26 protein-coding genes, 1 tRNA gene and 1 riboswitch are annotated in these 22854 nt (G+C 64.2%); of the genes, 21 read left to right on the plus strand and 6 right to left on the minus strand.

Going from position 1 to position 22854, the window contains the following annotated elements; translation table 11 throughout:
- Positions 1-357 precede the first annotated feature (357 nt).
- Genes hemE through hemJ form a run of 3 tightly spaced genes read left to right on the plus strand, consistent with a single transcriptional unit; the run spans position 358 to position 2578 of the window.
- A complete protein-coding gene (gene hemE / locus QEG70_RS05645) occupies positions 358-1419 on the plus strand; it encodes a uroporphyrinogen decarboxylase (protein WP_308719760.1) in 1062 nt (353 codons plus the stop codon).
- A gap of 3 nt (positions 1420-1422) precedes the next feature.
- A complete protein-coding gene (locus tag QEG70_RS05650) occupies positions 1423-2136 on the plus strand; it encodes an HAD family hydrolase (protein WP_308719761.1) in 714 nt (237 codons plus the stop codon).
- Positions 2129-2578: a protoporphyrinogen oxidase HemJ gene (hemJ, locus tag QEG70_RS05655; RefSeq protein ID WP_308719762.1), complete on the plus strand. Its 450-nt coding sequence runs from the start codon at positions 2129-2131 to the stop codon at positions 2576-2578. Before QEG70_RS05650 ends, hemJ begins: the two co-directional genes overlap by 8 nt.
- A 30-nt stretch (positions 2579-2608) precedes the next feature.
- Here hemJ and QEG70_RS05660 read toward each other — a convergent pair whose 3' ends face one another.
- Both QEG70_RS05660 and QEG70_RS05665 read right to left on the minus strand, forming a co-directional pair.
- Entirely contained in the window at positions 2609-3046 is a 438-nt protein-coding gene (locus tag QEG70_RS05660) for a YjjA family protein (RefSeq protein ID WP_308719763.1), read from the minus strand.
- A 92-nt stretch (positions 3047-3138) separates the two neighbouring features.
- Entirely contained in the window at positions 3139-3459 is a 321-nt protein-coding gene (locus QEG70_RS05665) for a YggT family protein (protein ID WP_308719764.1), read from the minus strand.
- A 145-nt stretch (positions 3460-3604) separates the two neighbouring features.
- On the opposite strand from QEG70_RS05665, the gene QEG70_RS05670 reads away from it, so the two are divergent.
- Positions 3605-3680 (plus strand) — tRNA-Ala (locus QEG70_RS05670).
- A 53-nt stretch (positions 3681-3733) separates the two neighbouring features.
- Here the strand turns inward: QEG70_RS05670 and QEG70_RS05675 are convergent.
- Positions 3734-4105: a RidA family protein gene (locus QEG70_RS05675; protein WP_308719765.1), complete on the minus strand. Its 372-nt coding sequence runs from the start codon at positions 4103-4105 to the stop codon at positions 3734-3736.
- Between the two features lie 71 nt (positions 4106-4176).
- Between QEG70_RS05675 and QEG70_RS05680 the strand changes: the two genes are divergently transcribed.
- From QEG70_RS05680 to QEG70_RS05755, 16 genes are all read left to right on the plus strand, one after another.
- Positions 4177-4620: an HPr kinase/phosphorylase gene (locus QEG70_RS05680; RefSeq protein WP_308719766.1), complete on the plus strand. Its 444-nt coding sequence runs from the start codon at positions 4177-4179 to the stop codon at positions 4618-4620.
- Positions 4621-4754: 134 nt separating this feature from the next.
- Positions 4755-5726: an RNase adapter RapZ gene (rapZ, locus tag QEG70_RS05685; RefSeq protein ID WP_308719872.1), complete on the plus strand. Its 972-nt coding sequence runs from the start codon at positions 4755-4757 to the stop codon at positions 5724-5726.
- A complete protein-coding gene (locus QEG70_RS05690) occupies positions 5723-6184 on the plus strand; it encodes a PTS sugar transporter subunit IIA (RefSeq protein ID WP_308719767.1) in 462 nt (153 codons plus the stop codon). Before rapZ ends, QEG70_RS05690 begins: the two co-directional genes overlap by 4 nt.
- Positions 6174-6473 (plus strand): HPr family phosphocarrier protein, encoded by a 300-nt coding sequence (locus QEG70_RS05695; protein ID WP_308719768.1) that lies wholly within the window; start codon positions 6174-6176, stop codon positions 6471-6473. Before QEG70_RS05690 ends, QEG70_RS05695 begins: the two co-directional genes overlap by 11 nt.
- Positions 6460-8298 (plus strand): phosphoenolpyruvate--protein phosphotransferase, encoded by a 1839-nt coding sequence (gene ptsP / locus QEG70_RS05700; RefSeq protein WP_308719769.1) that lies wholly within the window; start codon positions 6460-6462, stop codon positions 8296-8298. The genes QEG70_RS05695 and ptsP overlap by 14 nt, the downstream gene beginning before the upstream one ends.
- Positions 8291-9667: an anthranilate synthase component I family protein gene (locus QEG70_RS05705; RefSeq protein WP_308719770.1), complete on the plus strand. Its 1377-nt coding sequence runs from the start codon at positions 8291-8293 to the stop codon at positions 9665-9667. Before ptsP ends, QEG70_RS05705 begins: the two co-directional genes overlap by 8 nt.
- Positions 9664-10473, plus strand: a complete 810-nt coding sequence (locus QEG70_RS05710; RefSeq protein ID WP_308719771.1) for an aminotransferase class IV — start codon at positions 9664-9666, stop codon at positions 10471-10473. The genes QEG70_RS05705 and QEG70_RS05710 overlap by 4 nt, the downstream gene beginning before the upstream one ends.
- A gap of 225 nt (positions 10474-10698) precedes the next feature.
- Positions 10699-12279, plus strand: a complete 1581-nt coding sequence (purH, locus tag QEG70_RS05715; protein ID WP_308719772.1) for a bifunctional phosphoribosylaminoimidazolecarboxamide formyltransferase/IMP cyclohydrolase — start codon at positions 10699-10701, stop codon at positions 12277-12279.
- A gap of 96 nt (positions 12280-12375) precedes the next feature.
- A complete protein-coding gene (locus tag QEG70_RS05720; RefSeq protein ID WP_308719773.1) occupies positions 12376-13143 on the plus strand; it encodes a hypothetical protein in 768 nt (255 codons plus the stop codon).
- A 124-nt stretch (positions 13144-13267) separates the two neighbouring features.
- Positions 13268-13609 (plus strand): AtpZ/AtpI family protein, encoded by a 342-nt coding sequence (locus tag QEG70_RS05725; RefSeq protein WP_159261452.1) that lies wholly within the window; start codon positions 13268-13270, stop codon positions 13607-13609.
- A 12-nt stretch (positions 13610-13621) separates the two neighbouring features.
- Positions 13622-14371 carry a F0F1 ATP synthase subunit A gene (locus QEG70_RS05730; RefSeq protein ID WP_061275560.1) on the plus strand — a complete coding sequence of 250 codons (750 nt, stop codon included), beginning with the start codon at positions 13622-13624 and terminating at the stop codon, positions 14369-14371.
- A 60-nt stretch (positions 14372-14431) separates the two neighbouring features.
- Positions 14432-14656, plus strand: a complete 225-nt coding sequence (locus QEG70_RS05735; protein ID WP_003616715.1) for an ATP synthase subunit C family protein — start codon at positions 14432-14434, stop codon at positions 14654-14656.
- 16 nt (positions 14657-14672) lie between these two features.
- Positions 14673-15287: a F0F1 ATP synthase subunit B family protein gene (locus QEG70_RS05740; RefSeq protein WP_308719774.1), complete on the plus strand. Its 615-nt coding sequence runs from the start codon at positions 14673-14675 to the stop codon at positions 15285-15287.
- Positions 15288-15317: 30 nt separating this feature from the next.
- A complete protein-coding gene (locus tag QEG70_RS05745; RefSeq protein WP_308719775.1) occupies positions 15318-15812 on the plus strand; it encodes a F0F1 ATP synthase subunit B family protein in 495 nt (164 codons plus the stop codon).
- A gap of 21 nt (positions 15813-15833) precedes the next feature.
- The gene (locus QEG70_RS05750) at positions 15834-16589 is read left to right on the plus strand and encodes a glycosyltransferase (protein ID WP_308719776.1); all 756 of its coding nucleotides are present in this window, start codon (positions 15834-15836) and stop codon (positions 16587-16589) included.
- A gap of 12 nt (positions 16590-16601) precedes the next feature.
- Complete coding sequence (locus QEG70_RS05755; protein WP_308719777.1) at positions 16602-18272, plus strand: ArnT family glycosyltransferase; 1671 nt, start codon at positions 16602-16604, stop codon at positions 18270-18272.
- Positions 18273-18418: 146 nt separating this feature from the next.
- Here QEG70_RS05755 and QEG70_RS05760 read toward each other — a convergent pair whose 3' ends face one another.
- Positions 18419-20203 carry a porin family protein gene (locus QEG70_RS05760; RefSeq protein WP_308719778.1) on the minus strand — a complete coding sequence of 595 codons (1785 nt, stop codon included), beginning with the start codon at positions 20201-20203 and terminating at the stop codon, positions 18419-18421.
- 480 nt (positions 20204-20683) lie between these two features.
- Complete coding sequence (locus QEG70_RS05765; protein WP_308719779.1) at positions 20684-20923, minus strand: hypothetical protein; 240 nt, start codon at positions 20921-20923, stop codon at positions 20684-20686.
- A 169-nt stretch (positions 20924-21092) separates the two neighbouring features.
- Here QEG70_RS05765 and QEG70_RS05770 point away from each other — a divergent pair, with 169 nt between their 5' ends.
- Entirely contained in the window at positions 21093-21602 is a 510-nt protein-coding gene (locus QEG70_RS05770) for a DUF2721 domain-containing protein (protein ID WP_374762553.1), read from the plus strand.
- 91 nt (positions 21603-21693) lie between these two features.
- On the opposite strand, the gene QEG70_RS05775 is transcribed toward QEG70_RS05770, so the two are convergent.
- Positions 21694-22632: an ABC transporter substrate-binding protein gene (locus QEG70_RS05775; RefSeq protein WP_308719780.1), complete on the minus strand. Its 939-nt coding sequence runs from the start codon at positions 22630-22632 to the stop codon at positions 21694-21696.
- 101 nt (positions 22633-22733) lie between these two features.
- A riboswitch (TPP riboswitch) is annotated at positions 22734-22830 on the minus strand.
- Positions 22831-22854: the final 24 nt, after the last annotated feature.

Below are 22854 nucleotides of genomic sequence, written 5' to 3' on the forward strand. Positions count from 1 at the left end.
ACTGGGGTACATGGGGACAGTACTCCAAACAATTCTGCGCCGTACCGAGTACCGTGGACAACGTGTACCCGCCCCATTCCGGTGAGTTGTACACAGGCTTATGTCGGTACATTGAGGATAACTTTCCGACTCCGTAGGAATCCTTGGAGTCGGAAACGGTACACACTGTGGGGAAAACGGGGTACATTTTCGGAAACATGGGTACCCCGTGATCCACAGCACTAAAAGCACATCAAGAAATTTCTTTCTCTTTTCTTTTATTGTTTTGAAAGGGGCGCGCACGTTGCGCCCTGCCCGCTATCCGTCAGCCCGAAAGTACGAGATAGTCCGGCCACAACGAAACAGAACGACGGATCGATGACAGCAACACGCAAACCCCTGCTCGCCACCCTGATGGGAGAGGCGACCTGGCCCCCTCCGGTATGGCTGATGCGGCAGGCGGGCCGGTTCCTGCCGGAATTCCGGGCCTTGCGTGAAAAGGCGGATTTCATAACCCGCTGCATGACCCCCGACATGGCCGTTGAGATCACGCTGCAGCCCATCCGCCGTTTCGGCATGGATGGGGCCATCCTGTTCTCCGATATCCTGATCCTGCCCTGGGCCATGGGCCAGTCACTGGAATTCGTGCCGGGCAGGGGGCCTGTTCTGGGGGCCGTGCGCTCGCAGGCCGATCTTGACCGGCTTGATCCGGGCAGGGTGGCTCAGGCGGTTGAACCGGTCATGCAGACGCTGCGCAGGCTGCGGGCCATTGTCGATGGGCCTGAGGCGATCGGTCCGGCACGGCCGGGCCAGGTAACGCTGATCGGGTTCGCGGGCGCGCCGTTTACGGTGGCGTGCTACATGGTGGAAGGCCATGGCTCGCGTGAGTTCGAGGAAACCCGCAAGCTTGCCTACACCGATCCCGCGTTCTTTGACCGGCTGATCGACCTGCTCACCACATCGACGGCAGATATGCTGTGCGCCCAGATCGAAGCGGGGGCCGAAGCGGTCATGCTGTTCGATAGCTGGTCGGGCCTGCTGCCGCCCTCGCAGTTCCGCAAGCATGTGATTGAACCGGCAAAGCGCATCACCGCCATCATCAATGCCCGCCACCCCGGCGTGCCGGTCATTGGCTTCCCCCGGCTGGCGGGGCTGATGGCGGTTGAATACGGGCGTGAAACCGGCGTGAACGCAATGGCGCTCGATACCGGGGCGGACATGAAGGCCGTGGCCGACAGGGTGCCCGGCACGCTGGTGCTGCAGGGCAATCTCGACCCGATCCGCGTTCTGGCTGGTGGCGAGGGCATGCGCACCGAGGCGCGGGCCACCCGCGATGCCATGAAGGGCCGCCCGCATGTGTTCAACCTTGGCCATGGCGTCATTCCCACAACGCCGCCCGAGCATGTGGGCGACCTGATCAAGACCATCAGGGAGGTCTGAGCCATGCTGCCCTCCGCCCTGCGCCCTGATGGCGCGCTCCGGCTGGTCATTTTCGATTGCGATGGCGTGCTGATCGATAGCGAAGGCCCGTCATGCCGTATGATCGCCCGCACCCTGCGCGACTATGGCACCGAGATCAGCGATGAAGACGCCGTGCGCCGCTTTGCAGGCCATGCCCTGACCGCGCTCAAGCACGAGATCGAGGATGCGGAGGGCATCAGCCTGCCTGCTGACTGGCCCGCCCTGATGCAGCGCAACCTCGTGACCCTCATGCGCAATGAGGCGGAAACCATCGAGGGCGCGCCCGCCATGCTGCGTGGCGTGGCCAGGCTGGGGCTGCCCTACCGCATTGGCTCCAACTCATCGGTAGAGGAAATGGAGGCCAAATTCGGCCGCACCGGGCTTGATGCGCTGATTGCGCCGGCCAACATCCATTCCGCGCGCGACATGGGCCAGCCCAAGCCGGACCCGGCGGTCTATCTGGCGGCGGCAAAGGCGCAGGGCGTGCCACCGGAATGCTGCATCGTGCTGGAAGATACCGATACCGGCGCCCGCGCGGCGAAGGCTGCGGGCATGGGCTGCGTGCTGCTGCGCGCGCCAGACCTGCCCGCGCCCACATGGCCGGGGCTGCTGCGCATCGCGCACCTTGATGAATTCGTGCCGTTGCTCACCCGCATCCTGACCAGCCAGAAACAGGCAGGCCGCGTGCATGGGTAACGCCCTCATCCCCTTCATGCTGTGGTTCAAGGCGTTCCACATCATGTCGTTCATTGCGTGGATGGCGGGGCTGTTCTACCTGCCGCGCCTGTTTGTCTATCACTGCCAGGTCGTGGCCGGTTCAGCGGAATCAGCCCGCTTCAAGGTGATGGAATACAAGCTGCTGCGCTTCATCATGGCGCCTGCCATGATCAGCACCTTCGTGTTTGGCGGCCTGCTTGCCGCCATACCGGGGCTGATCGACTGGCATTCCGGGTGGTGGGTGGTCAAGCTGGCCTGCGTGCTCGCCATGGCGGGCTTTCAGGGGGCATGCGGGCGGTGGCGGCGTGACTTCGCCCATGACCGCAATACGCGGCCCGAACGCTTCTATCGCATGGCCAATGAAGTGCCGACCGTGCTGATGATGGTCATTGTCATCATGGTGGTGGTCCGCCCGTTCTGAACCGAGCAGGCGGACCCTGTCAGCCGAGGATCAGAGCAGGGACTTGCCCTGCTTGAGCACCGCATTGCAGACCTTGGTGGTGACCTTCTGCTTGAGGTTGCCCTTCAGCGAGGCCAGCGAGAAGGTGTTGCCGTTGCCGGTATCCAGAATGCCATTCTGGCCGTTGGAATACTGGCTGCCCGAGGTATCGAGCCCGGCCTTCTGCTTGAGCGAGGACAGCAGGGTGGAGGGGCTGTTGCCCTGCAGGTAGTTGTTCTGCACGCAATAGCTCAGCAGGCCCGTGACGTTGGAAGGGGCCAGCGAGGACACGGAAGGCACGCTCATGCCACTGCCCGACAGCAGGCTCGATGCGTCGCCGCCCAGGCCGCCAAGCCCGCCAAAGCCTTCTGCATGCGCAGGCGCGGTGGAAAGGGCTGCTGCTACGGGGAGAGCGGCGAGAAGCGCCAGGAAACGGTTTGATTTTTTCATGTGAATACTAACTCCTGAAAATGCGGTCCGAGTGAAAAAGCAGGGCCCGTGCCCCCATTATAGGCCGCCCGGCGGCGGCGGGGATAGTCCGCTTACATCGGGGGGGTGAGCAGCATGCCCTCGATCCTGAACAGGATCGGCAGCGCCAGGTACTGGATCAGCAGCAGCAGGACCAGCGGGCTGAAATCCATATTGCCAAAGTTGGGCAGCACGCTGCGGATGGGGCGCAGCACCGGTTCGGTCATGCGGTACAGGAAATTGCCGATATTCCATACGATCTGGTTGCGCTGGTCGAGAATGCCGAAGGCCAGCAGGAAGCTGAACAGGCAGGAAACCAGCACCACATAGGTGTAAAGCTGTATCAGTTCAGCCAGCAGGCTAAAGATTATGGGGATCAACGGGCCAACTTTCATAGGTGACGACACATCGGAATCTAGTGTTGTCAGGGGGCGCATACAACCGCCGTTTACCGCCAGTGCATTGCCTGAAATTATATCATGGCCTCAAATTTGCTCTTGACTTGCCCCTGCTGGCGGTTATCTATCGCGCGAGGATTGTGGGGCTGTAGCTCAGATGGGAGAGCGCCTCGTTCGCAATGAGGAGGTCAGGGGTTCGATTCCCCTCAGCTCCACCACGATCCCCCTCATCATCATGAAAATTGTAGCGCCCGGTTCGGGCTGATGTCCGTCAGGCCTGCGTATCGTTTGCGCTGGCTGCGGCGAGCAGTTCGATCCCGACCAACTGGCCCGGTTGTTCAAACGGCTTGACCAGGCGCAGCGTGGTGGCGGGACAGGTGCGGCCGAACAGGTCGTTGAGCAAGGGAAAACAGGTGGCGAATCCGGCCGTGTCGTGCAGCATGAAGATGATGCGCGTGACGTTCTCCGCCTCCATGCCATGGCTGGCCAGCTGGTCCATGCCCATTGCCAGCGCCTGGCGGACCTGGCCGAACAGTTCAGGAGGGAAGTCACCGGTCTGTGCGTTGATCCCGGTCAGGTGCCGGAGGTGAAGTTCGGGCTGCGGGCGCAACGACGTGTTTTCTTCCATATCTAAAAGAATCATGAAGTCGCCATGTTTTGTCCATAAAAATTTTTCCTTTTCCGAAACAGCGCCCTGTCCGGTAAAGCACGGACATGAACGCTGCGCTTCACATCCATGCCTCCTGTGCCGCGCGCGGTGCGCAGGGCATCATGCTCGTGGGGCCATCGGGGTCGGGCAAGTCCGACCTGCTGCTGCGCCTGATCGATGCGGGCTACGGCCTCGTGGCCGATGACCAGGTCTGCCTGCACGCGGGCTGGGCCAGCCCGCCCCCCGCCCTTGCGGGGTTGCTCGAGGTGCGCGGCATCGGCATCATCCGCATGGCGTGGCAGCCGCGGGTACGGGTGGTGGCGCTTGCAAGGCTTGTGGCGCCCCCCGATTATGCCCCCCGCCTGCCACCGGCCCCCGAACCCGATGCGCTGACCGGCGTGCCCGCGTTCCGCCTCGACCCGGCCCGGCCGTCGGCCGTGGCGCGCGTGGGGCTGATCCTTGACTGCGTGGCCGGACGCAGCCAATTGCTGGATGAAAGACAGATGTGATGCGGCTGCCACTTTCCATGATTGCCCTTTCGGGGGAGAATGGGTTCAGGAAAAGGTTTCGATCCCGCCATGATACAGCGATCTGTCACCCGGCAAATGGCTGAGAGAAGTCAGGGTTTTGCGTGACTGACACCATGCATGAAGACACACCTCTCCCCCGTCGCATCCTGCTTGTGACCGGCCTGTCCGGGGCAGGCAAATCCTCGATTCTGCGCATTCTTGAGGATCTGGGCCACGAGGTGATCGACAATCCGCCGCTCGGCATGCTCGATGAGATCGTGGCCCGCGCCGAACGCCCGGTGGCCATTGGCGTGGATTCGCGCACGCGCGGCTTCGATGCCTCCGCCGTGCTGGCCGCCCTGGCACGGCTGCGTGTCAACCCCGCCCTCAATGCCGAGCTGATCTACGCCACGGCGGAGGAGAGCGTGCTGCTCAGCCGCTATACCGCCACCCGCAGGCGCCACCCGCAGGCCGTGCACGGCACGGTCAAGGAAGGGATCGAGGCCGAGATCCGCCTCACCTCGTCCTTGCGCGAGGCCGCCGATGTGGTGATCGACACCTCCGACCTGCCCCCGCCCGAGCTGCGCCAGCTTGTCGAGGCCCGCTTTGGCGAATGGTCGGCAGGCGGCCTCGACGGGCTGACCGTGGCCCTGATGTCCTTCGCCTTCCCTGCAGGCCTCCCGCGTGAGGCGGACATGGTGTTCGATGCCCGCTTCCTCACCAACCCGTATTACGACCCCACCCTGTCAGCCATGACCGGGCTTGATGCGGATGTGGCGCAGTACGTGGCGAACGACCCCGATTACGCCGAATTCCTTGATCGCATGGCGGGCCTGCTCGAACTCGTGCTGCCGCGCTTCGTGCGCGAGGGCAAGAAATACGCCACCATCGCCATAGGCTGCTCGGGCGGGCGGCATCGTTCTGTCACCCTTGTCGAGGCGCTGGCGCAGCGCCTGGCGCAGCGTGCCGACAGTCCTCACCCCCATGATGCATGGCCCGTCGTGATCATGCACCGTGAACTGGCCCGCCAGGGTCGCAGTAGCTGGCGCTGGGCCAACCGCCCGCGCGGGCTGGCCGAACCAACGGAGCAGGCGGACCCGCAATGATCGGTCTTGTATTCGTGATGCATGGCGTTCTGGGCGAGAGCCTGAAGGCGGAACTCGAACATGTGGTTGGCCCGCAGGCGCAGGCCACGGTGTTCAATGTCACGGCGGCGTCGTTGCCGGGCACCTGCCACGCCGCGTTGCGCGAGGCCATCGACTCGGTCGATAGCGGGCAGGGCGTGATCCTGCTGACCGACATGTTCGGCAGCACGCCATCCAATGTCGCGATTTCCGTGCTGGAGACCAACCGCGTGGAGGTGCTCGCTGGCGTCAACATGCCCATGCTGGTGAAGCTGGCGCAGATGCGCGGCCAGGCGGACATGCAGGATTGCCTGCACGGCGCGGAAGAGGCGGGCAGGCGCTATATTTCGGTTGCATCCCACCTGCCTGCCGCCTGCCTGTCGGGCGTGGGGGCCTGCGCGGGGGAGGCTGCGGACAGCGTGGTGGGCCATGGTGGCTGAACCCGTGGCGCAGGCGGCACCCCGGCGGGCGGATGTGGGCATTGTCAACCAGCGCGGGCTGCATGCGCGGGCGGCGGCCAAATTCGTCACGGTGGCGGAAAAATTCGATGCCACCATCGACGTGACCCATGCGGGCATGACCGTTTCGGGCCATTCCATCATGGGGCTCATGATGCTGGGGGCCGGACGGGGCGAGACAATCGGCATCGCGGCCAGCGGCCCGCAGGCGGCACCGGCCCTTGCGGCCCTCGTGCGGCTGGTCGGGGCCGGGTTTGATGAAGACGACTGAACGCGGCAGTTCCCGTAGCCCCCGTCCCGGTGAGGTGCGGCTGGAAGGGCAGCCCGTTTCATCAGGCGTGGCCATCGGGTATGCCGCCATCGCGCATGACCCCGAACCGCCGCCCATCGATACCGCGCGGCATGACTGCGACCCTGCCCATGAACGCGCCCGCCTGCATGAGGCCATAACCCGCTCCACCGCCCAGCTCCGCCGCCTGCATGACCGGCTGGCCCTGCTGCCGGAAGACGGGCAGGTGGAAATCGGCTCCCTGCTTGAAGTCTATCGCCGCATGCTTGGCCCCTCGCGCCTGCGGCGCGGCATTGAGGCGCGGCTCGGCCACGGCATGCTGGCCGAGGCCGCCGTGCAGCTTGAAACCGAGGCCCTGGCCGCCTTCATGCTCAGCCCCCCCGACCGCCCCGCGCCTGAAGGCGAGGATGCGGTGGCGGCCAGGCGGCGGGCGGGCGAGTTCCGCGAGATCGGGCGCAGGCTGGTGCGCAATCTCAGCGGCACGCCGTATCGGTCGTTTTCCGCCATTCCCGATGGCGCAATCCTTGTGGCCGAGCAGTTGCGTCCTGCCGATGCTGCCCTGATCGACCCCTCGCGCATCGCCGCCGTGGTGACGGAGGAGGGCGGCAGCACCGGGCATACCGCCATCCTGCTGCGCGCGCTGGGCATTCCCGCCGTGCTGGCTGCCCACGGGCTGCTGGCCCGGATCGGGCGGCGCACGCGGCTGGTGGTTGATGGCACGACCGGGCAGGTCATCATTCGGCCATCCACCCGCACGGCGGCGGCGGCCCGGGTGGAGGTGGCGGCCTATGCACGTGAGCGCCAGGCGCTAGGCCGCCTGCGCCGCCTGCCCGCCCGCCTGTCGAGCGGGGAGGTGCTGACATTGCAGGCCAACCTCGAAATCCCGGCTGAACTGCCCATGATCGCGCAGTCGGGGGCCGCGGGCATCGGGCTGCTGCGCAGCGAGTTCCTGTTCATGAATGCCGAGACCCTGCCTGATGAAGCCCGGCAGGAAGCGCTCTACCGCCCTCTTGTCGAGGCCATGTCGGGCGACCCGGTCACGATTCGCGTGGTGGACTGGGGCAGCGAAAAGAACAGCGATGCGCTGACACAGGCGGGCATTGGCACGGGCAGCGATGTCAATCCGGCGCTGGGCCTGCGCGGCATCAGGCTGCTTTTGCGCCATCGCACCCTGCTGGAAACGCAGTTCGCCGCCATTTTGCGCGCGGCCACAGCAGGCCCGGTGCGGGTGCTGCTGCCCATGGTGTCAAGCCCGGCGGAACTGCATGAGGCGCGTGAAACCTATGCCCGCGTGGGGCGCAGGCTGCGGCGCAGGGGGGTGGACATACCCGACCCGCTGCCGCCGCTGGGCATCATGATCGAAACGCCAGCCGCCGCCCTCATGGCCGATGTGCTGGCGCAGGAGGCGGAATTCCTCGCCATCGGTACCAATGACCTGACCATGTACACCCTTGCGGCCGACCGGGCGGCGACGGATGTGGCAGGGCTGTATGACCCGCTGCACCCCGCCGTGCTGCGGCTTGTGCGCCTTGCCGCCGATGCGGGGCTGCGCCAGCGCAGGCCGGTCTCGCTGTGCGGCGAGATGGCCTCCGACCCGGTGGCCGTACCATTGCTGGTGGGGCTGGGGGTGCGGTCGTTTTCCATGCATGCCTCCGCCGTGCCACGCGTCAAGCGCGCGGTGCGGGCGGCGGCGATGGATGACTGCCGCCGCATGGCCTGCCGCGCGCTTGAAGCGGCTGACGGGCCGGAAGTCAGCGCCATGTTGCTGGCTTACGCGGCTACCCTGCGGCACGCTGGCGATGGCTAGCCTCTCCCCCTGCCTGCCCGTGACTTGGCGGGATGTGGATGACGTGCTGGCCGCGTGGGGCGAGCGCCCGGGTTTTGCCTGCCTTGACAGTGGCGGCCCGGTCGGGTTGCGTGCGCGCTGGACCATCATCTGCCGCGACCCTGTTCACTGGATCGAGCAGCGTGATGGCGCGTGCTGGCTGGATGGCACGCAGGTGGCGCACGACCTGCCCCGCCTGCTGCGGCAATGCGTGCCGGGCGGTGGCTGCCCGCCCGGGGTGCCTTTTGCCGGGGGGGCGATCGGCTTTATCGGTTATGGCGCGGGCCAGCGCATGGAAGGCATCGGCACGCGCCATGGGGCAGGCGATGATGGCCCCGAGGCCGCTTTCGGCCTGTATGACCATGCCTTCGTGCTCGATCGTGAGACAGGCCGCGCCTGGCTGGCGGGAACGAACCTTGATGCCGCGCGCATGGCAGTGCTGGCCGCGCAGTGGGCGGCGATTGGTCCGGCAGCCACACCCTCATCCCTGCCCCCGTTGCGCTTTAGGCCCGATCAGGATGGGGCGGCCTATCGCGCCGCCGTAGCGCAGGCCGTGGCCCGGATCGCGGCGGGCGAAGTGTTTCAGGTCAACATCACCGGGCGCATGCGGGCTGCCCGCCCGGCCGGGCTTGCGGCGGTTGATGTCTATCGCACGCTGCGCGTGACCTCGCCTGCGCCATTCGGGGCATTTATGGTGGGGGATGACGGGTTTGCGCTGCTCGGCGCCTCGCCCGAGCGTTTTTTAAGCCTTGATGGGACGGGCCGGGTCAGCACCCGGCCCATAAAGGGCACGGCCCCGCGCGGCGCCACCGCGCAGGATGATGCCCGCCTGGCCCATGCCCTGCGCCGTGACCCCAAGGAGCAGGCCGAGAACCTGATGATCGTTGACCTCATGCGCAACGATATCGGGCGCGTGGCACGGATGGGCAGCGTTGCCGTGCCGGAACTGTTCGTGGTCGAGACATTCGCGCATGTGCATCATCTGGTATCCGAAATAACCGGGCGGCTGGAGCCGGGGCGCGATGCGTGTGACCTGCTGGCCGCCACATTGCCACCCGGCTCGGTAACCGGCGCGCCCAAGCACCGCGCCATGCAGGTGATCGATGCGCTGGAGGCCTCGCCCCGTGGCGCCTATTGCGGCACCGTGGTGCGGATCGGGTGCGATGGCGCAATGGATAGCGCCGTCATCATCCGCACGCTGGTGCTCACGCGTGACCACGTTACGGCGGCGGCAGGGGGCGGCATTACCGTGGAGTCCGATCCGGTGCGCGAATACCGCGAGATGCGGCTCAAGATTGCGGCCCTGCTGGCCCTGTTCGGGCCGCAGGCGGATGAAGGAAACACGCCATGACTGCCCCGGCCCTGCCAGTATGGCTCAATGGTCGCATCATCGATCAGGCCGAGGCCCGCATCGACCCGGCGGACCGGGGGCTGCTGCTCGGCGATGGCCTGTTCGAGACCATGCGCGTGACGGATGGCGTGGTCCGGCGTTTCACGCTTCATATGGAGCGGCTGGCGCACGGCGCGGGCGTGCTCATGCTGCCCCCACCCGACAGAAGCCTGATCGCGCAGGCGGCGGGTGATCTGCTGGCCGCATGCGGGCTGCAAGATGGTTCGCTACGGCTCACGCTCACCCGTGGTTCTGGGCCGCGCGGGCTGCTGCCTCCGCCCGTGGTGCGCCCCACCGTGCTGCTGACCGCAACCGCCAGTCTGCCGCCTGCAACGCCCGTGCGGCTGGTCACGGCCAGCCACCGGCGCGATGAGGAGAGCGTGCTTTCGCGCGTCAAGAGCCTGAACTACCTGCCGTCCATTCTCGCGCGGATGGAGGCGGCGGCCCGGGGGGCGGATGATGCGCTGCTGCTCAACCGGGCGGGGCATGTGGCCGAGACGAGCGCCAGCACGCTTGTCGCCATCATCGGGGGGAAAGCGCTGACGCCCCCGGTGCATGATGGCGCCTTGCCCGGCATCGCCCGTGGCGTGCTGCTGGCGGCAGGATTGCTGCGCGAAGGCCGCCTCAGCCCCGCCATGCTGCGCGGCGCCGGGGCGGTTTTTGCCCTGAACAGCCTGTGCGCGCGTGAGGTGGTGGCGATTGACGGCCACGAACTGCCGCGCCAGCCCGCCTTTCTGGCCCGGCTGGCGGCGTATCTTGATGGCTGAATGATAAAAGTTTTCGGATGCCCGCTTTTTTTAAAAAGGCAGTATTTTTCATGAAGCTTTTTGAAAAAAGCTTCACCAGAAACTTTCTGGTGTTTCACAGGCGGGCTTTTCAAATCGCGCCAGGGAAGCCAGCCATAACATTTCACTTATTGCCCATTCCGGCGCGGTTGGACTAATCCAACCCGCATTGGCTCATTTCCAGCTTGCGTGAAAGGTCACTTGCAGATGACCCCCCCCACCACCGTGCCGGTCCGGCGTGCCCTGATTTCCGTGTCTGACAAGAAGGGGCTGCTTGATCTGGCCCGCGCGCTTGTCGCCCATGGGGCCGAGATCCTTTCCACCGGCGGTTCCGCCCGCGCCCTGCGCGAGGCCGGCATTGCCGTACGCGACGTGTCCGAGCATACCGGCTTTCCGGAAATTCTTGATGGCCGCGTCAAAACGCTGGTGCCGCAGGTGCATGGGGGCATTCTGGGCCGGCGCGACCTGCCCGCCCATGTGCAGCAGATGGAAGAGCACAAGATCGCCCCGATCGACCTCGTGGCCGTCAACCTTTACCCCTTCGAGGCCACCGTGGCCTCTGGCGCGGGGCCGGAGGACTGCATCGAAAACATCGATATCGGCGGCCCCGCCCTGATCCGCGCCGCCGCCAAGAACCACGCCCACGTGGCGATCGTTACCGACCCCGCCCAGTATGGCGAGGTGATCGCGGCACTTGAAAATGGCGGCACGACCCTGGCGCAGCGCACGAAGCTTGCAGGTGCCGCCTATGCCCGCACCGCCGCTTACGATGCCGCCATCGCCGCATGGTTCGCAGGCCAGGAAGGCGAGGTGCTGCCCCCGCGCATGATCCTTGCAGGCGAAAAGCGCGAGAGCCTGCGCTATGGCGAGAACCCGCACCAGAAGGCGGCCTTCTACACCGATGGCTCGACCCGCCCCGGTGTGGCCACGGCCAAACAGATTCAGGGCAAGGCGCTGTCCTACAACAACATCAACGACACCGATGCAGCGTTTGAGGCGGTGGCGGAATTCGATGAACCCGCCGTGGTCATTGTCAAGCACGCCAACCCCTGTGGCGTGGCTGTCGCCCCCACCCAGGCCGAAGCCTGGGACCGCGCCCTGCGCTGCGACCCGGTCTCGGCCTTTGGCGGCATCGTCGCACTCAACCGCACGCTGGAAGCGGAAGCGGCATCGCGCATCGCTGGCATCTTCACCGAGGTGATCGTAGCCCCTGACGCGACTGCCGAAGCGCGCGAGATCCTGTCACGCAAGAAAAACCTTCGCCTGCTGCTGACCGGAGCCCTGCCGGACCCCGCAGCCGGTGGCGTGGTGGTGCGCTCGGTTGCCGGTGGCTTCCTTGCCCAGACGCGTGACAGCGGCCGCATCACGCCCGATGCGCTGAAGGTGGTGACCAAACGCGCGCCCACTTCCGCCGAGATGGCGGACCTCATCTTCGCCTTTCGCGTGGCCAAGCACGTCAAGTCGAACGCCATCGTGTATGTGAAGGACCAGAGCACGGTGGGCATCGGCGCAGGCCAGATGAGCCGGGTTGATTCCGCGCGCATCGCCGCCACCAAGAGTGCCGATGCAGCGAAGGAAGCCGGGATCGACCACCCGCTGACCCAGGGCAGCGTCGTGGCGTCCGATGCGTTCTTCCCGTTTGCCGACGGGCTTGAGGCCGCGATTGCAGCAGGGGCCACCGCCGTGATCCAGCCCGGCGGCTCGATCCGTGATGACGAGGTAATCGCCGCGGCCGACAAGGCGGGCATCGCCATGGTCTTCACAGGTATGCGCCATTTCCGACACTGATCCGTCGTCAAGCCCCCTTGTCTGCGGGGCGGGGATGGAATGAGATGGCACGCCCGGCAGAGTGCCGGTCAAGACAGACGAAAGACGGGTACCCGCATGGACATTCATCGACGTTCCTCCTGCCGCCTGCTCGCGGGCGTGCTTGTTGCTGGCAGCCTGGCGGCGGGTAGTGCCCATGCGGCTGGCAAGACGGGCGCGCAGCCTGCTGCTGCCCCTGCACCAATGCAGGTCGCCCCCGTGTTCGACCTTGCCCCGCTGCCTGTAACCAGCGGGCAACTGGTGCAGTACATCCTCAGTCCGGCAGGACAGATCGCGGGGCTGCTGCTTGCCGATGGCACGCAGGTTTTCTGCCCGCAGGACCTTGGCGAGAACCTGCCCGCCATTGCCCGCCCCGGCGAACAGGTCTCGATCAGCGGGCTCAAGGGCATTGGCCACCCCATCGTGCGTGCCTATGCCGTAACCGGCCCGCGCGGGCAGCGGATTGCCGATGTGCGCCCCTCAAGTGCTCCTGCACCCTATGATTCCCCCTCCATCGGCCCCGACGTGCCGGTGGATGGCATCGTGCTTGCCCCGCTCTATGACATGCAGGGCAAGGTGCAGGGCGCGATCATGCGCGACCACAGCATCGTGTATGTGGGCGAGGCCAATGCCACCCGCCTTGCCGCCTGGCTCAGGCCGGGTGCGAACCTGCACGCCATCGGCATTGGCGTGAGCGGCGAGCGCGGTACCGCCATCAACGCGCGTGAAATCGGGCCGGACGTGAACCAGGCCATCCACATCGAACCCGCCGATGCGCCGCCGCCGGGCGCTTTTCCCGGCAGCGCGGGTTATGACGTGATTCCGGGCAGCGCCACGGCGCAATAAAGATGCGCCGAACGCACGGACGGTAAAAAAGATGCGGGGGGAACCGCTTTGTTTGCCCCCCTTTGCTTGACAGGTTATTGCAGCCCCGTTAGCTACCGCCTGCACCCTCAAGGAGGTGCGAGAAGTGGATAAGGATAACGATCCTTCCGGCGAGTCCTTCAACCGGCGACTGGAAGCGGCCCGCGAGCGCATGAAGCCCCGCAAGGCCGCTGAACGCGATACGGGGGGGACAATGTCCGATCTGGGCCTGGTCATCAGGTCGGGAACGGAACTGGTGTCGGCTCTTGTGGTCGGGGTAGGCATTGGCTGGGGGCTTGACCACTGGCTGGGCACCAAGCCCTGGTTCCTCATCGTCTTCTCGCTTCTTGGCGGTGTGGCAGGTGTACTTAATGTCTGGCGTCTTGTCAGGCCCGATGCCATAAGCACTAAGGCAGACGGGCCGGATGGCGGCTCCGGACGGTTATAGGGAAGAACGAAGTTGGCGGCCGGATCATCTATCGACGCGCTCGGTCAGTTCGAGCTCCATCCAGTTCTGGGTGCATTGGGCGAATCCCTGCGGTTCAGCCAGTCCCCCATGATGATGATTGTCGCCGCCTTGCTGGTTCTGGCGTTCCTGTACGTGGGCATGCGGCCTGCCGCAGTGGTGCCGGGTCGCCTGCAGGCCGCAGCCGAGATGTGCTACGACTTCATCTACAACATGGCGGTCGACACCATCGGCGTGGAGGGCAAGGCCTTCTTCCCCTTCGTGTTCACGCTGTTCTTCTTCATCCTGGCCGGTAACTACCTTGGCCTGTTGCCATTCTCCTTCGCCTTCACCAGCCATATCGCCGTGACCCTGGCGCTGGCGCTGATGGTGTTCTGTCTCTCGATCATCGTATCGCTCAAGGTGCAGGGGGCGAAGTTCTTCGCCCATTTCATGCCCGCAGGCGCGCCCAAGGCGCTGGCCCCGCTGCTGATCCCGATCGAGATCCTTTCTTTTCTTTCGCGTCCCGTGAGCCTGTCGATCCGTCTGTTCGCCAACATGGTGGCGGGTCACGTGATGTTCGATATGTTTGCCGCCTTCACGATCATGCTGGCCGGGCTGGGCTTCTTCGGTGATATCATCGCCGTTGGTCCCGTGGTCATCAATGTCGCGCTGATGGCACTCGAATTGCTGGTTGGTGCCTTGCAGGCCTATGTGTTTGCAATCCTGACCTGCATCTATCTGAGGGAGGCGGTGGCCCACTAACAGGCCGCATCCGCTTCCATCTATTTCAATCCAGAACGTCTGAAACAAGGAAAACAAGACATGGATATCGCAGCAGCCCGTGAAATTGGTGCCGGTATCGCCGTTATCGCCCTCGCTGGCGTTGGCATTGGCCTGGGTAACATCTTCTCTACGCTGGTCAGCAGCATTGCACGCAACCCGTCCGCACGCCCGCACGTGTTCGGCCTTGGCATGCTGGGCTTCGCCCTGACGGAAGCCGTGGCCCTGTATGCGCTGCTGATCGCGTTCCTGATCCTGTTCGTCTGATACGCTGGAGGCGAACATGGCGCGCGCCGTGATGTATAACAACATCCGAAGGGCGAAGTCTTTTGTGGCTTCGTCCGCGCTGGCTCTGCCGCTGATGGCCATGGCAGCCCCTGGCGCGCGCGCCGAGGGCATGCCCCAGCTTGATTTTGGCAATCCTTATGTCATCGGTCAGGTGATATGGGGCGCTGGCATTTTTCTGGTTCTCTACCTGCTGCTGAGCCGTTCGGCCCTGCCCAAGGTGGAGAAGGTTCTCTCGCTGCGTCGTCAGACCATCGAGACCGACCTTGGCATCGCGCACAAGGCCAAGACCCGCGCTGATGAAGCCGTGGCCGACCTGCATGCCGCACGCCGCAAGGCGCTGGCCGATGCACAGGCCAATGTGGACAAGGTTGTCGAGGAGGCCCGTCTGGCCGCCGCCCGGCAGACCGAGGAAATGAACGCACGCCTTGCTGCCGAGATCAGTGATGCCGAGACCCGCATTGCGCAGGCCCGGACACAGGCACTGGCATCCGTGCGCGAAATTTCCACAAACACGGCGGAAACGCTGATCAATCAGTTATCTGGCATTGCCGCCCCGGCCGATTTCGTGACGGCAAAGGTCGGTTCTGCTGCGGCAGCACGTGGTCTCTGACCCGCTGCCCAAGACAGACAGGTCATAATCATGTTTCATGATCCCCGTTTCTGGTCGGCTGTTGCCTTTGTCCTGTTTTTCGTCCTGTTTGGACGTTCACTGTGGAAACCCCTGGTGAGCGCGCTCGACGGGCGGGCAGAGCGCATCCGTGCCGAGCTTGATGAGGCAGCCCGCCTGCGCCGCGAGGCCGAGCAGATGCTGGAGGACGCAACGCGCGACCGCGAGGCGGCACTGGCCGAAGCCAAGGAACTGGTCGAGCACTCCCTGCGTGAAGCCGCGAACATCGCGGAAAAAGCCCGCAAGGACGCCGAGGATATTGCCGCACGGCGCGAGCAGATGGCCAAGGACCGGATTGCATCGGCCGAGCGTTCCGCCCTGCGTGAAGTGCGCGAGACGGCAGTTGACATCGCCATCCAGGCCGCCCGCGAGACGCTGGCTGCCAGCCTGCCTGCGGATGCCGATGGCAAGATCATCGACAAGGCGATCGGCGACCTGCCGGCAGCCCTTTCCCAGCGCGCTGCCTGATTGCCTTTGCAGCCGCCCGCCATGCAGGACAGCGATAACGGGGCGTCTTCACGCCCCGTTTTGTCCATTATCGCCGCCGTACTGAACGAGAGCGGCAATATCCGCCCGCTTTGCCAGGAAATCGCGGCCGTGCTCGACCGCCTGCCCCCGGCTGAAGTCATCTTTGTGGATGATGGCAGCACGGATGGCACGATGGCGGACCTTGAAGCGGTCAGGCGCGATGGCATCCTGCCGCATCTGCGCATTCTCAGCCATGAGGCGGCTTACGGCAAATCCGCCGGGCTGCGCACGGGCATTGAAGCCGCGCGGGGCGAATGGGTCATCGTGCTTGATGGTGATGGGCAGGATAACCCCATCGACTTCATCAACATGCTGGCGCTGTGCCAGAAGGCCAGCGGGCGCGCGCCGCTGGTAGTGGGCGTACGCACCAAGCGGCGCGATACCCTGTCGCGCAGGCTGGCCTCGCGTTTTGCCAATGGCCTGCGTCGCCGCCTGCTTGATGATGGCTGCCCCGATACGGGGGCTTCGCTCAAGGCGTTCCGGCGGGAAGATTTCCTGCCGCTGCCACAATTCGAGGGACTGCACCGTTTCCTGCCTGCCCTGATGGCGCGGCGCGGCGTGCCGCTGGTGTGCATGCCGGTGCATCATCGCAACCGGCTGCATGGTTCCTCCAAATACACCAATCTCAACCGGGCGATTGTTGGCATCCGTGATATACTGGGTGTCATGTGGCTCAATAACCGCGCCAGGATACCGAAACGCGTTACCGAACGCTGAAGGGACCGTGCCATGACGCGCCTGACACTGCGCCACTATGTTTTTGTGGCGCTGTCCGTGTTTGTCCTGTTCCTGCCCGGGCGGGCCTCGCTGCCGCCGCTGGACCGTGATGAACCCCGCTACATGGAAGCCACGGCCCAGATGCTGCATAGCGGCAACTATGTCGATGTGCGCTTTCTCGACCAGCCCCGCTACCTTCAGCCTGCTGGCATTTACTGGCTGGAGGCGGCTGCCGTAAGCCTGACCGGCATGCAGGACCGCCACGCCACGTGGCCTTACCGTATTCCCTCGCTACTGGCCGTAACGGCCGCCGCCGTGCTGACGGCCTGGATCGGCGCTGCGCTGTTCGGCCCGCAATGCGGCCTGCTGGCGGCAGCCCTGCTGGCGGTGTCGGTGCTGATGACAGCCGAAGGCCGCATGGCCACCATTGACACCACCCTGCTGTTGTTCGTGCTGCTGGCGCAATGCGGGCTGCTGCGCGCCTATCTCGACCGCGAGCGCGATCTGGCCACGCCGCTGGCGGCGGCCCTGTTATACTGGATCGCGCTGGGCTGCGGGCTCATGCTCAAGGGGCCGGTGGTGCTCATTCCCGGCTTTGGCACGCCGCTGGCGCTGGCGCTGGTGGAACGGCGCATCGACTGGTGGCGCCGCCTGCGCCCGGCCTGGGGCTGGCTGCTCATGCTGGCCATCGTGCTGCCGTGGTGCATCGCCATCGGGGTCATCAGCCATGGTGATTTCTTCTCGCGCGCGGTGGGGCGCAATTTTCTGGGCAAGGTGGCGAGCGGGCAGGAAACGCATGGCCTGCCGCCGGGCTACCATCTGGCCGTGTTCGCGCTTGCCTTCTGGCCTGGTTCGCTTTTTGCCGCCATGAGCCTGCCTTTTGTGTGGGCGCAGCGTTTTCAGCCGCATGTGCGCTACCTGCTGTGCTGGATCGTGCCGCACTGGCTGGTGTTTGAGGCCATTGCGACCAAACTGCCGCATTATGTGCTGCCGACCTATCCGGCCATTGCCATCCTGACGGCTGCAGCCGTGGTCTCTTTTCCCACGGAGTGGGCATGGCCACGCGCCTTGTGGGTGCGCGGGCTGCTCGCGGCCTATGCGCTGATCTGGTTTACGGTCGGTTCCGTGCTGGCCTTTGCTGGCCCCGTGCTGCTGTGGCGCATGGAAGGCACGCTCTCACCTGCCGCCATGCTGATCCCGGTGGGGGCGCTGCCGGTGCTGGGGCTGTCGGCCTATCTCATATTGCACCGTGAGGTGCTGCGGGCGGTCATGGCGGCGGTTGCCGCGGCGGTCATCATTCATGTCGGCCTGTTTACAACCGTCATCCCGCGCCTGCAGACCATATGGCTCAGCCCGCGCCTTGCCGCCATGGTCGATGACCATCGCCGTTGCGGGCGCGAGAGCATTGTCGCCTCGACATCGGATTCAGAACCCAGCCTTGTCTTTCTGCTTGGTGAAAATACCCGGTTGATCAGCCCCACGGCGGCGGCTGATTTCCTGCAGGAGAACCAGAAATGCGGCATGGTGCTGGTGGGCGCGCGCGAGCTTGCGGCGTTCAGCACCCGCGCGCTGCAAGATGGCCTGAACCTGCATGAACTCGGTCAGCAGACAGGACTGAACTATTCAACCGGTAAGCATCTGGAAATCGGGTTGTATGTAGTGATGCCGTCCCAGGCACCGTAACGGATAAAAGTTTTTGGGTGCCGCCTTTTTTCAAAAAGGCGGCGTTCTTTAAAGCTTTTTGAAAAAAGCCTTACCAAAAACGTTCTAAACGAAAGGCGCTGCGCGGGTTCTGCCCGGCAGCGCCTTTTTGTTTTTTGGGGTGGGGCTCAGAACAGCAGGATCATACCGCCCGAGGCACTGTTGTCGCTTTCCTTGTAGGGGCCGTGGGCGGCGGAACTGGTATGAGCGTATTCGGCCACAAGGTTCAGCCAGTCGGTCATCTTGTAGTAGGCGGCACCCACTTCGGATTCATTGCGGCGCACGAGGTCGGGGTCCTTCTCGCCCGGTGCCAGATAGAGGTTACTGACACCATAGCTGCCCACGAGTTTGAACTTCTTGGTGAAGTTATACATCATCTGGACATAGTAGCCTTCCGATGCGCGCTTGCGGCCATTGCTGGCCACGCCATCGAAGAACAGGCCGGTCGTGCCAAGGCCGCTGCCGCGATAGTAGTAGCCTACGAACTGCGCCGGGCCGTAGGTGAGCTTGGTGCCGATTTCGCCGGCTTCGGCTGTTACGCCAGTCTTCTGGCCCGGATTGACGGCCATGTCTGCCGTGGTTGAGGTGGTCATATTGTAAACACCCCCAATCCCCCCGACACCATTGGCTTCCAGTAGGGCCGTATGCACGGTTGTTGTCCGGCTTTCGGTCAGGTCCTGCTGGTGTTGGGTCAGGAAGCTGGCCCAGATGCGCGCCGTCAGCCCACCGACCTTGAAGTCATACGTCACCTTGCCCTGGATCATGGGCGAGCTGTGCTGCGTGGAGGCTGCCGAATAGGCGTTGCCATTGGCATCCGCGCCCGAGAAATCGAACTCATCAAGCGGCTGCAGGATGCCGATCGTGCCCTGGAAGCCCTTGATGGTGGGCGACTGGTAGGAAATCTGCGGAATCCAGTCGGCATAGACGTAACCCACGCCAATGCGGCCAAGCGAGGTGTTGCCCGGTGCCGAGTTGCTGCCGGTGGAGCCTACGCTGAGCAGCGTCGCGTCATCGAGGATGGCGTCGCCACCAAAGATGCCAAGGTCACGACCGATCTTGAACGTGCCCCATTTCTTGTTGCCCGCCGTCACGTAAACCTGACGAAAATCGATGCCGGCGGTGCCAAGGCCCACCGGGCTGCCGCCGGTATTGGCGTTGAAGGCGCCGTTCTTGGCGTTGTTGATGCCGGGATACATGCCCATCACGGCGGCAAGGTCGATGCCGTTCTGCGTGGTCGAGAGCTTGAGGATCAGGCCTGCAGGCAGCAGGCCGTTACGCAGCGCCGAGGAATCGAACCCGCTCGACCCCGTCGAGACGCCGCCCGCCACCGGCATGCCGCCGGCAGGGCTGTTATAGGTATAGAACCCGTTGATGAAGCCCGAGAGGTTGATGTCGATCGGCCCGGCCTTGAAGGTCAGGCCCTTGCCGGGCACGTATTTTTCCATCCGCACCAGCGACATGCCGCCACCAAGCCCCATGGAATGCTGGGCGGCAAGCCAGGTGGACTCAGCCGAGGCCGCGCTGGCCTGCGCGCTGGCCGCCGCCTGCTGCGCCTGGGCCAGCACATAGTCGGGGTCCATGCCGTTGCCGCCAATCTCGATCTGGCCGGGGGGCTGCACCGTCTGTCCCATCGCGGTGCGCATGGGGGCATGGGCGGCTGTCGTGCCCATGTGGCGCGCGGCGGGCACGTATTGCTGCGTGCGGGCCGCGCTGGTCGCCGCCTCATGCACATGTTGCAGGTGATGGGCGAGCAGGCCACGATATTCACCCTGCGTCAGGCTGCCCTTGGCCTTCAGGATATCGAGAAGTTCACTATAATCGTCAGCCCATGCCTCATCGACGCAGGCAAGCGACGCTCCCCCGCTTGCCATAACAACCACCGCGCCAATACGCGCCAATTTTCCTGCCGACATAGTATTAAACTCCCTATGCGCATTCCTGTTGTATAAAACCCGGCGGGTCAATGGCCCCTGCTGGCCGTGGCAGGGGGCAGGGCAGGGCCGGAAGGTTGCGGGAGCGTGCAGGGACTCCTCCCCACATGGTGGGAGAAACGGAACTTGCAGGACAGGTTCCGTTATGGATTCGTTGGGTAATCTTCCTTTTTTTTTATGCAATATTCAAAAAATGGTCATAACGGAACACATGTGCGTTTTCGCTCTTGTGGTGTGCGACAGGGCAGTACGTCATGGTGCCAGGTGGACTGGAACAGTCCGGTTTTGCAAGGAGCGTAAAGATCCATCAAACAATCGTGTGCGACTTAATTGGTGGTTTCTGTTCAATAAAACGGCATGAGCAGATCGGTTTGGGCCGCAGGAATACACAGTAGATCCTCACAAATCTGTGTTTGTATTTTATTAACTTAATTCTTGACCGTATCTTCCATGCCCGCCGGTTCAGGCCATCAGGGTGCGGGCCTGCCGCCATGCCTGCTCCAGCGCATCGACCATGGTGGGCGCGGGCGTAGTCCATGCCTGCGCGGCCTGTCCGGGCACGTCGAGGCGTGCGCGCCAGCACGCGGCATCAGGCGCATCGGGCAGGCGTTCGATATTGATGCCCCAGGGGGCGGGAATGCGCGCCAGCACGCGGGCCAGTCTTTTCTCGGGTGTCAGTGGCGTTGCGTAATTATGGGACATGGGTGCCTCCTTTTTTCAAAAAGCGTTCCCTACAAACGTCCTGATGATGGCTCGATGTTTGTGGAACAGGCTTTTCAACCAGCCTTCATGGTGCAAGTCTGCCTCTTGACGGAGCAGCGGATAACCCCAAAAAACGCACGGTTGCCCGCAGCCAAGGATATGCCTGCCCGTGTCCCCTTTTCCCGGCCTTGTGCCTGATGAATCTGTTGATGGCGTTGCCCACCTGATCCAGACGGCGCTGACGCCGGTGTTCATGCTGTCAGGCATCGGCACGTTGCTCAACATGTTCAACACGCGGCTTGCCCGCGTCAGCGACCATATCGAGACCGTGCGCGACAAGCTGGAAAATGCCGATGACAAGAAGGGCAGTGAAAGCAGCGCCGTGCTGCTGCGCCGCCTGACCCACCTGCATTACCGCACCCTGCTGCTTGATGCCGCCATCCTGTTTGGCGGGGTCGGCGGGGCTTCGGCCTGCGGGTCGGCCTTTGCGCTTTTTCTGGGCAGCGTGCGCGATTCCGCCATTGCGTGGTGGCTGGTGCTCATGTTTGGCAATGCGCTGGTGTGCACGGTCATTGCGCTGGCCATGTTTCTGGGTGACAGCATCGTTGCGTGGCATGGCCTGCGCGTGACCACCTTCCTGCCGCATAAGCAGGAAATGCTCGAAAGCCAGGTGGACTGAAAACAAAGAAGTTTCTGGGTGCCGCCTTTTTTCAAAAAGGCGGCGTTACCTGAAGCTTCTTGAAAAAGGCTTTACCCAAAACTTTTACCATTCAGGGTGATGCGGGCGTGCTGGAGGGATCCAGCGCATACTGATCCAGCACAATGTCATGCGTCATCAGCCCATGCGCGTGCAGGAAGGCGGCAAAGGCCTCGTAGCGCGGCCGGTTGAGCAGGGCGGGCTGCTTGCACAGGCGTGGCAGCGTGGCCTGCCAGGCCGCGCGGTTGAGCGGCGTGTCGAGTTCCGGGTGGTCATGAATGGCCTGGGCCAGAATGGCGTCGGGGTGGTTGATCAGCGTGTTCGTGCCCTCGGCCAGTGCCTCCATGAAGGCCTTGATCCACGCATCATGCCCATGGGCGCGGGCGGCGAGAAAGATCAGTTCATCGGCGATCGGCACGCCGTGTTCCTCGGGGTAGAAGGCGGAAACCTTTATGCCCTTCTGCTGCAGGTCGAGCAGTTCATAGGTGCGCACCGCACCGATCACGCCATCGACCGCATGGCTGATCAGGGCCTGTTCAAGCTGGAAATTGACATTCACCTGCCTGACATCGCCCAGGCCCAGCCCCACCGAATGCAGCATGGCGTCAAGCGAGGCATCATCCACGCCCGGCATGGAAATGCCGATGGTCCTGCCCTTGAGTTCCGCAAGGTCGTGAATGTTAGCCCCGGTAATCAGCACGTTCAGTGGCGTGTCGATCAGCGTGCCCACGCGCACCAGCGGAATGTTCTGGTCGGCCAGCATGCCAAGCTGCGCCTGATAGGACACGGCAAGGTCAGCCTGCCCTGCCGCCACCAGGCGCGGCGGCGAGCCGGGATCGGCGGGGGCGATGAGTTTGACATCCAGCCCGTGGCGGGCAAACGCCCCGCTGTACTGCGCGGCCAGAAGGCTGGCATGGTCGGCATTGAGGAACCAGTCCAGCACGACCGTGACCGACTGTCCCGCTGCCAGGGCAGGGCGGGCCGTGAGCGTGCAGGCCAAAATGGCCATCATGCCCAGCGCGTGCCTGAAGATGTGCATGATACGGAAAAGCCCCCTGGCCAGCATGGACGTGGAACACGCGGCACGCAGGGAGCGGTCTCATGGCCCCGTGTCGTGGGGCCGTGCTGCCTCCCTTCGCTGGCATGACCCAGATCAGGTTCAACGGGTGTGATCTCAGCCCATCAATAAGGGGCACCCCGGTCAGGCGGCACAGTGTGGGCACGCGCGGCTTGC

Source organism: Komagataeibacter xylinus (genome assembly GCF_031081985.1).
Classification (GTDB): domain Bacteria; phylum Pseudomonadota; class Alphaproteobacteria; order Acetobacterales; family Acetobacteraceae; genus Komagataeibacter; species Komagataeibacter xylinus_E.

Excerpts from the sequence above, each read along its gene's own strand:
- hemE (WP_308719760.1), top strand. The coding sequence starts at position 358 with ATGACAGCAACACGCAAACCCCTGCTCGCCACCCTGATGGGAGAGGCG.
- QEG70_RS05650 (WP_308719761.1), top strand. The coding sequence starts at position 1,423 with ATGCTGCCCTCCGCCCTGCGCCCTGATGGCGCGCTCCGGCTGGTCATT.
- hemJ (WP_308719762.1), top strand. The coding sequence starts at position 2,129 with ATGGGTAACGCCCTCATCCCCTTCATGCTGTGGTTCAAGGCGTTCCAC.
- QEG70_RS05660 (WP_308719763.1), bottom strand. The coding sequence starts at position 3,046 with ATGAAAAAATCAAACCGTTTCCTGGCGCTTCTCGCCGCTCTCCCCGTA.
- QEG70_RS05665 (WP_308719764.1), bottom strand. The coding sequence starts at position 3,459 with ATGAAAGTTGGCCCGTTGATCCCCATAATCTTTAGCCTGCTGGCTGAA.
- QEG70_RS05675 (WP_308719765.1), bottom strand. The coding sequence starts at position 4,105 with ATGATTCTTTTAGATATGGAAGAAAACACGTCGTTGCGCCCGCAGCCC.
- QEG70_RS05680 (WP_308719766.1), top strand. The coding sequence starts at position 4,177 with ATGAACGCTGCGCTTCACATCCATGCCTCCTGTGCCGCGCGCGGTGCG.
- rapZ (WP_308719872.1), top strand. The coding sequence starts at position 4,755 with ATGCATGAAGACACACCTCTCCCCCGTCGCATCCTGCTTGTGACCGGC.
- QEG70_RS05690 (WP_308719767.1), top strand. The coding sequence starts at position 5,723 with ATGATCGGTCTTGTATTCGTGATGCATGGCGTTCTGGGCGAGAGCCTG.
- QEG70_RS05695 (WP_308719768.1), top strand. The coding sequence starts at position 6,174 with ATGGTGGCTGAACCCGTGGCGCAGGCGGCACCCCGGCGGGCGGATGTG.
- ptsP (WP_308719769.1), top strand. The coding sequence starts at position 6,460 with ATGAAGACGACTGAACGCGGCAGTTCCCGTAGCCCCCGTCCCGGTGAG.
- QEG70_RS05705 (WP_308719770.1), top strand. The coding sequence starts at position 8,291 with ATGGCTAGCCTCTCCCCCTGCCTGCCCGTGACTTGGCGGGATGTGGAT.
- QEG70_RS05710 (WP_308719771.1), top strand. The coding sequence starts at position 9,664 with ATGACTGCCCCGGCCCTGCCAGTATGGCTCAATGGTCGCATCATCGAT.
- purH (WP_308719772.1), top strand. The coding sequence starts at position 10,699 with ATGACCCCCCCCACCACCGTGCCGGTCCGGCGTGCCCTGATTTCCGTG.
- QEG70_RS05720 (WP_308719773.1), top strand. The coding sequence starts at position 12,376 with ATGGACATTCATCGACGTTCCTCCTGCCGCCTGCTCGCGGGCGTGCTT.
- QEG70_RS05735 (WP_003616715.1), top strand. The coding sequence starts at position 14,432 with ATGGATATCGCAGCAGCCCGTGAAATTGGTGCCGGTATCGCCGTTATC.
- QEG70_RS05740 (WP_308719774.1), top strand. The coding sequence starts at position 14,673 with ATGGCGCGCGCCGTGATGTATAACAACATCCGAAGGGCGAAGTCTTTT.
- QEG70_RS05745 (WP_308719775.1), top strand. The coding sequence starts at position 15,318 with ATGTTTCATGATCCCCGTTTCTGGTCGGCTGTTGCCTTTGTCCTGTTT.
- QEG70_RS05750 (WP_308719776.1), top strand. The coding sequence starts at position 15,834 with ATGCAGGACAGCGATAACGGGGCGTCTTCACGCCCCGTTTTGTCCATT.
- QEG70_RS05755 (WP_308719777.1), top strand. The coding sequence starts at position 16,602 with ATGACGCGCCTGACACTGCGCCACTATGTTTTTGTGGCGCTGTCCGTG.
- QEG70_RS05760 (WP_308719778.1), bottom strand. The coding sequence starts at position 20,203 with ATGTCGGCAGGAAAATTGGCGCGTATTGGCGCGGTGGTTGTTATGGCA.
- QEG70_RS05765 (WP_308719779.1), bottom strand. The coding sequence starts at position 20,923 with ATGTCCCATAATTACGCAACGCCACTGACACCCGAGAAAAGACTGGCC.
- QEG70_RS05775 (WP_308719780.1), bottom strand. The coding sequence starts at position 22,632 with ATGATGGCCATTTTGGCCTGCACGCTCACGGCCCGCCCTGCCCTGGCA.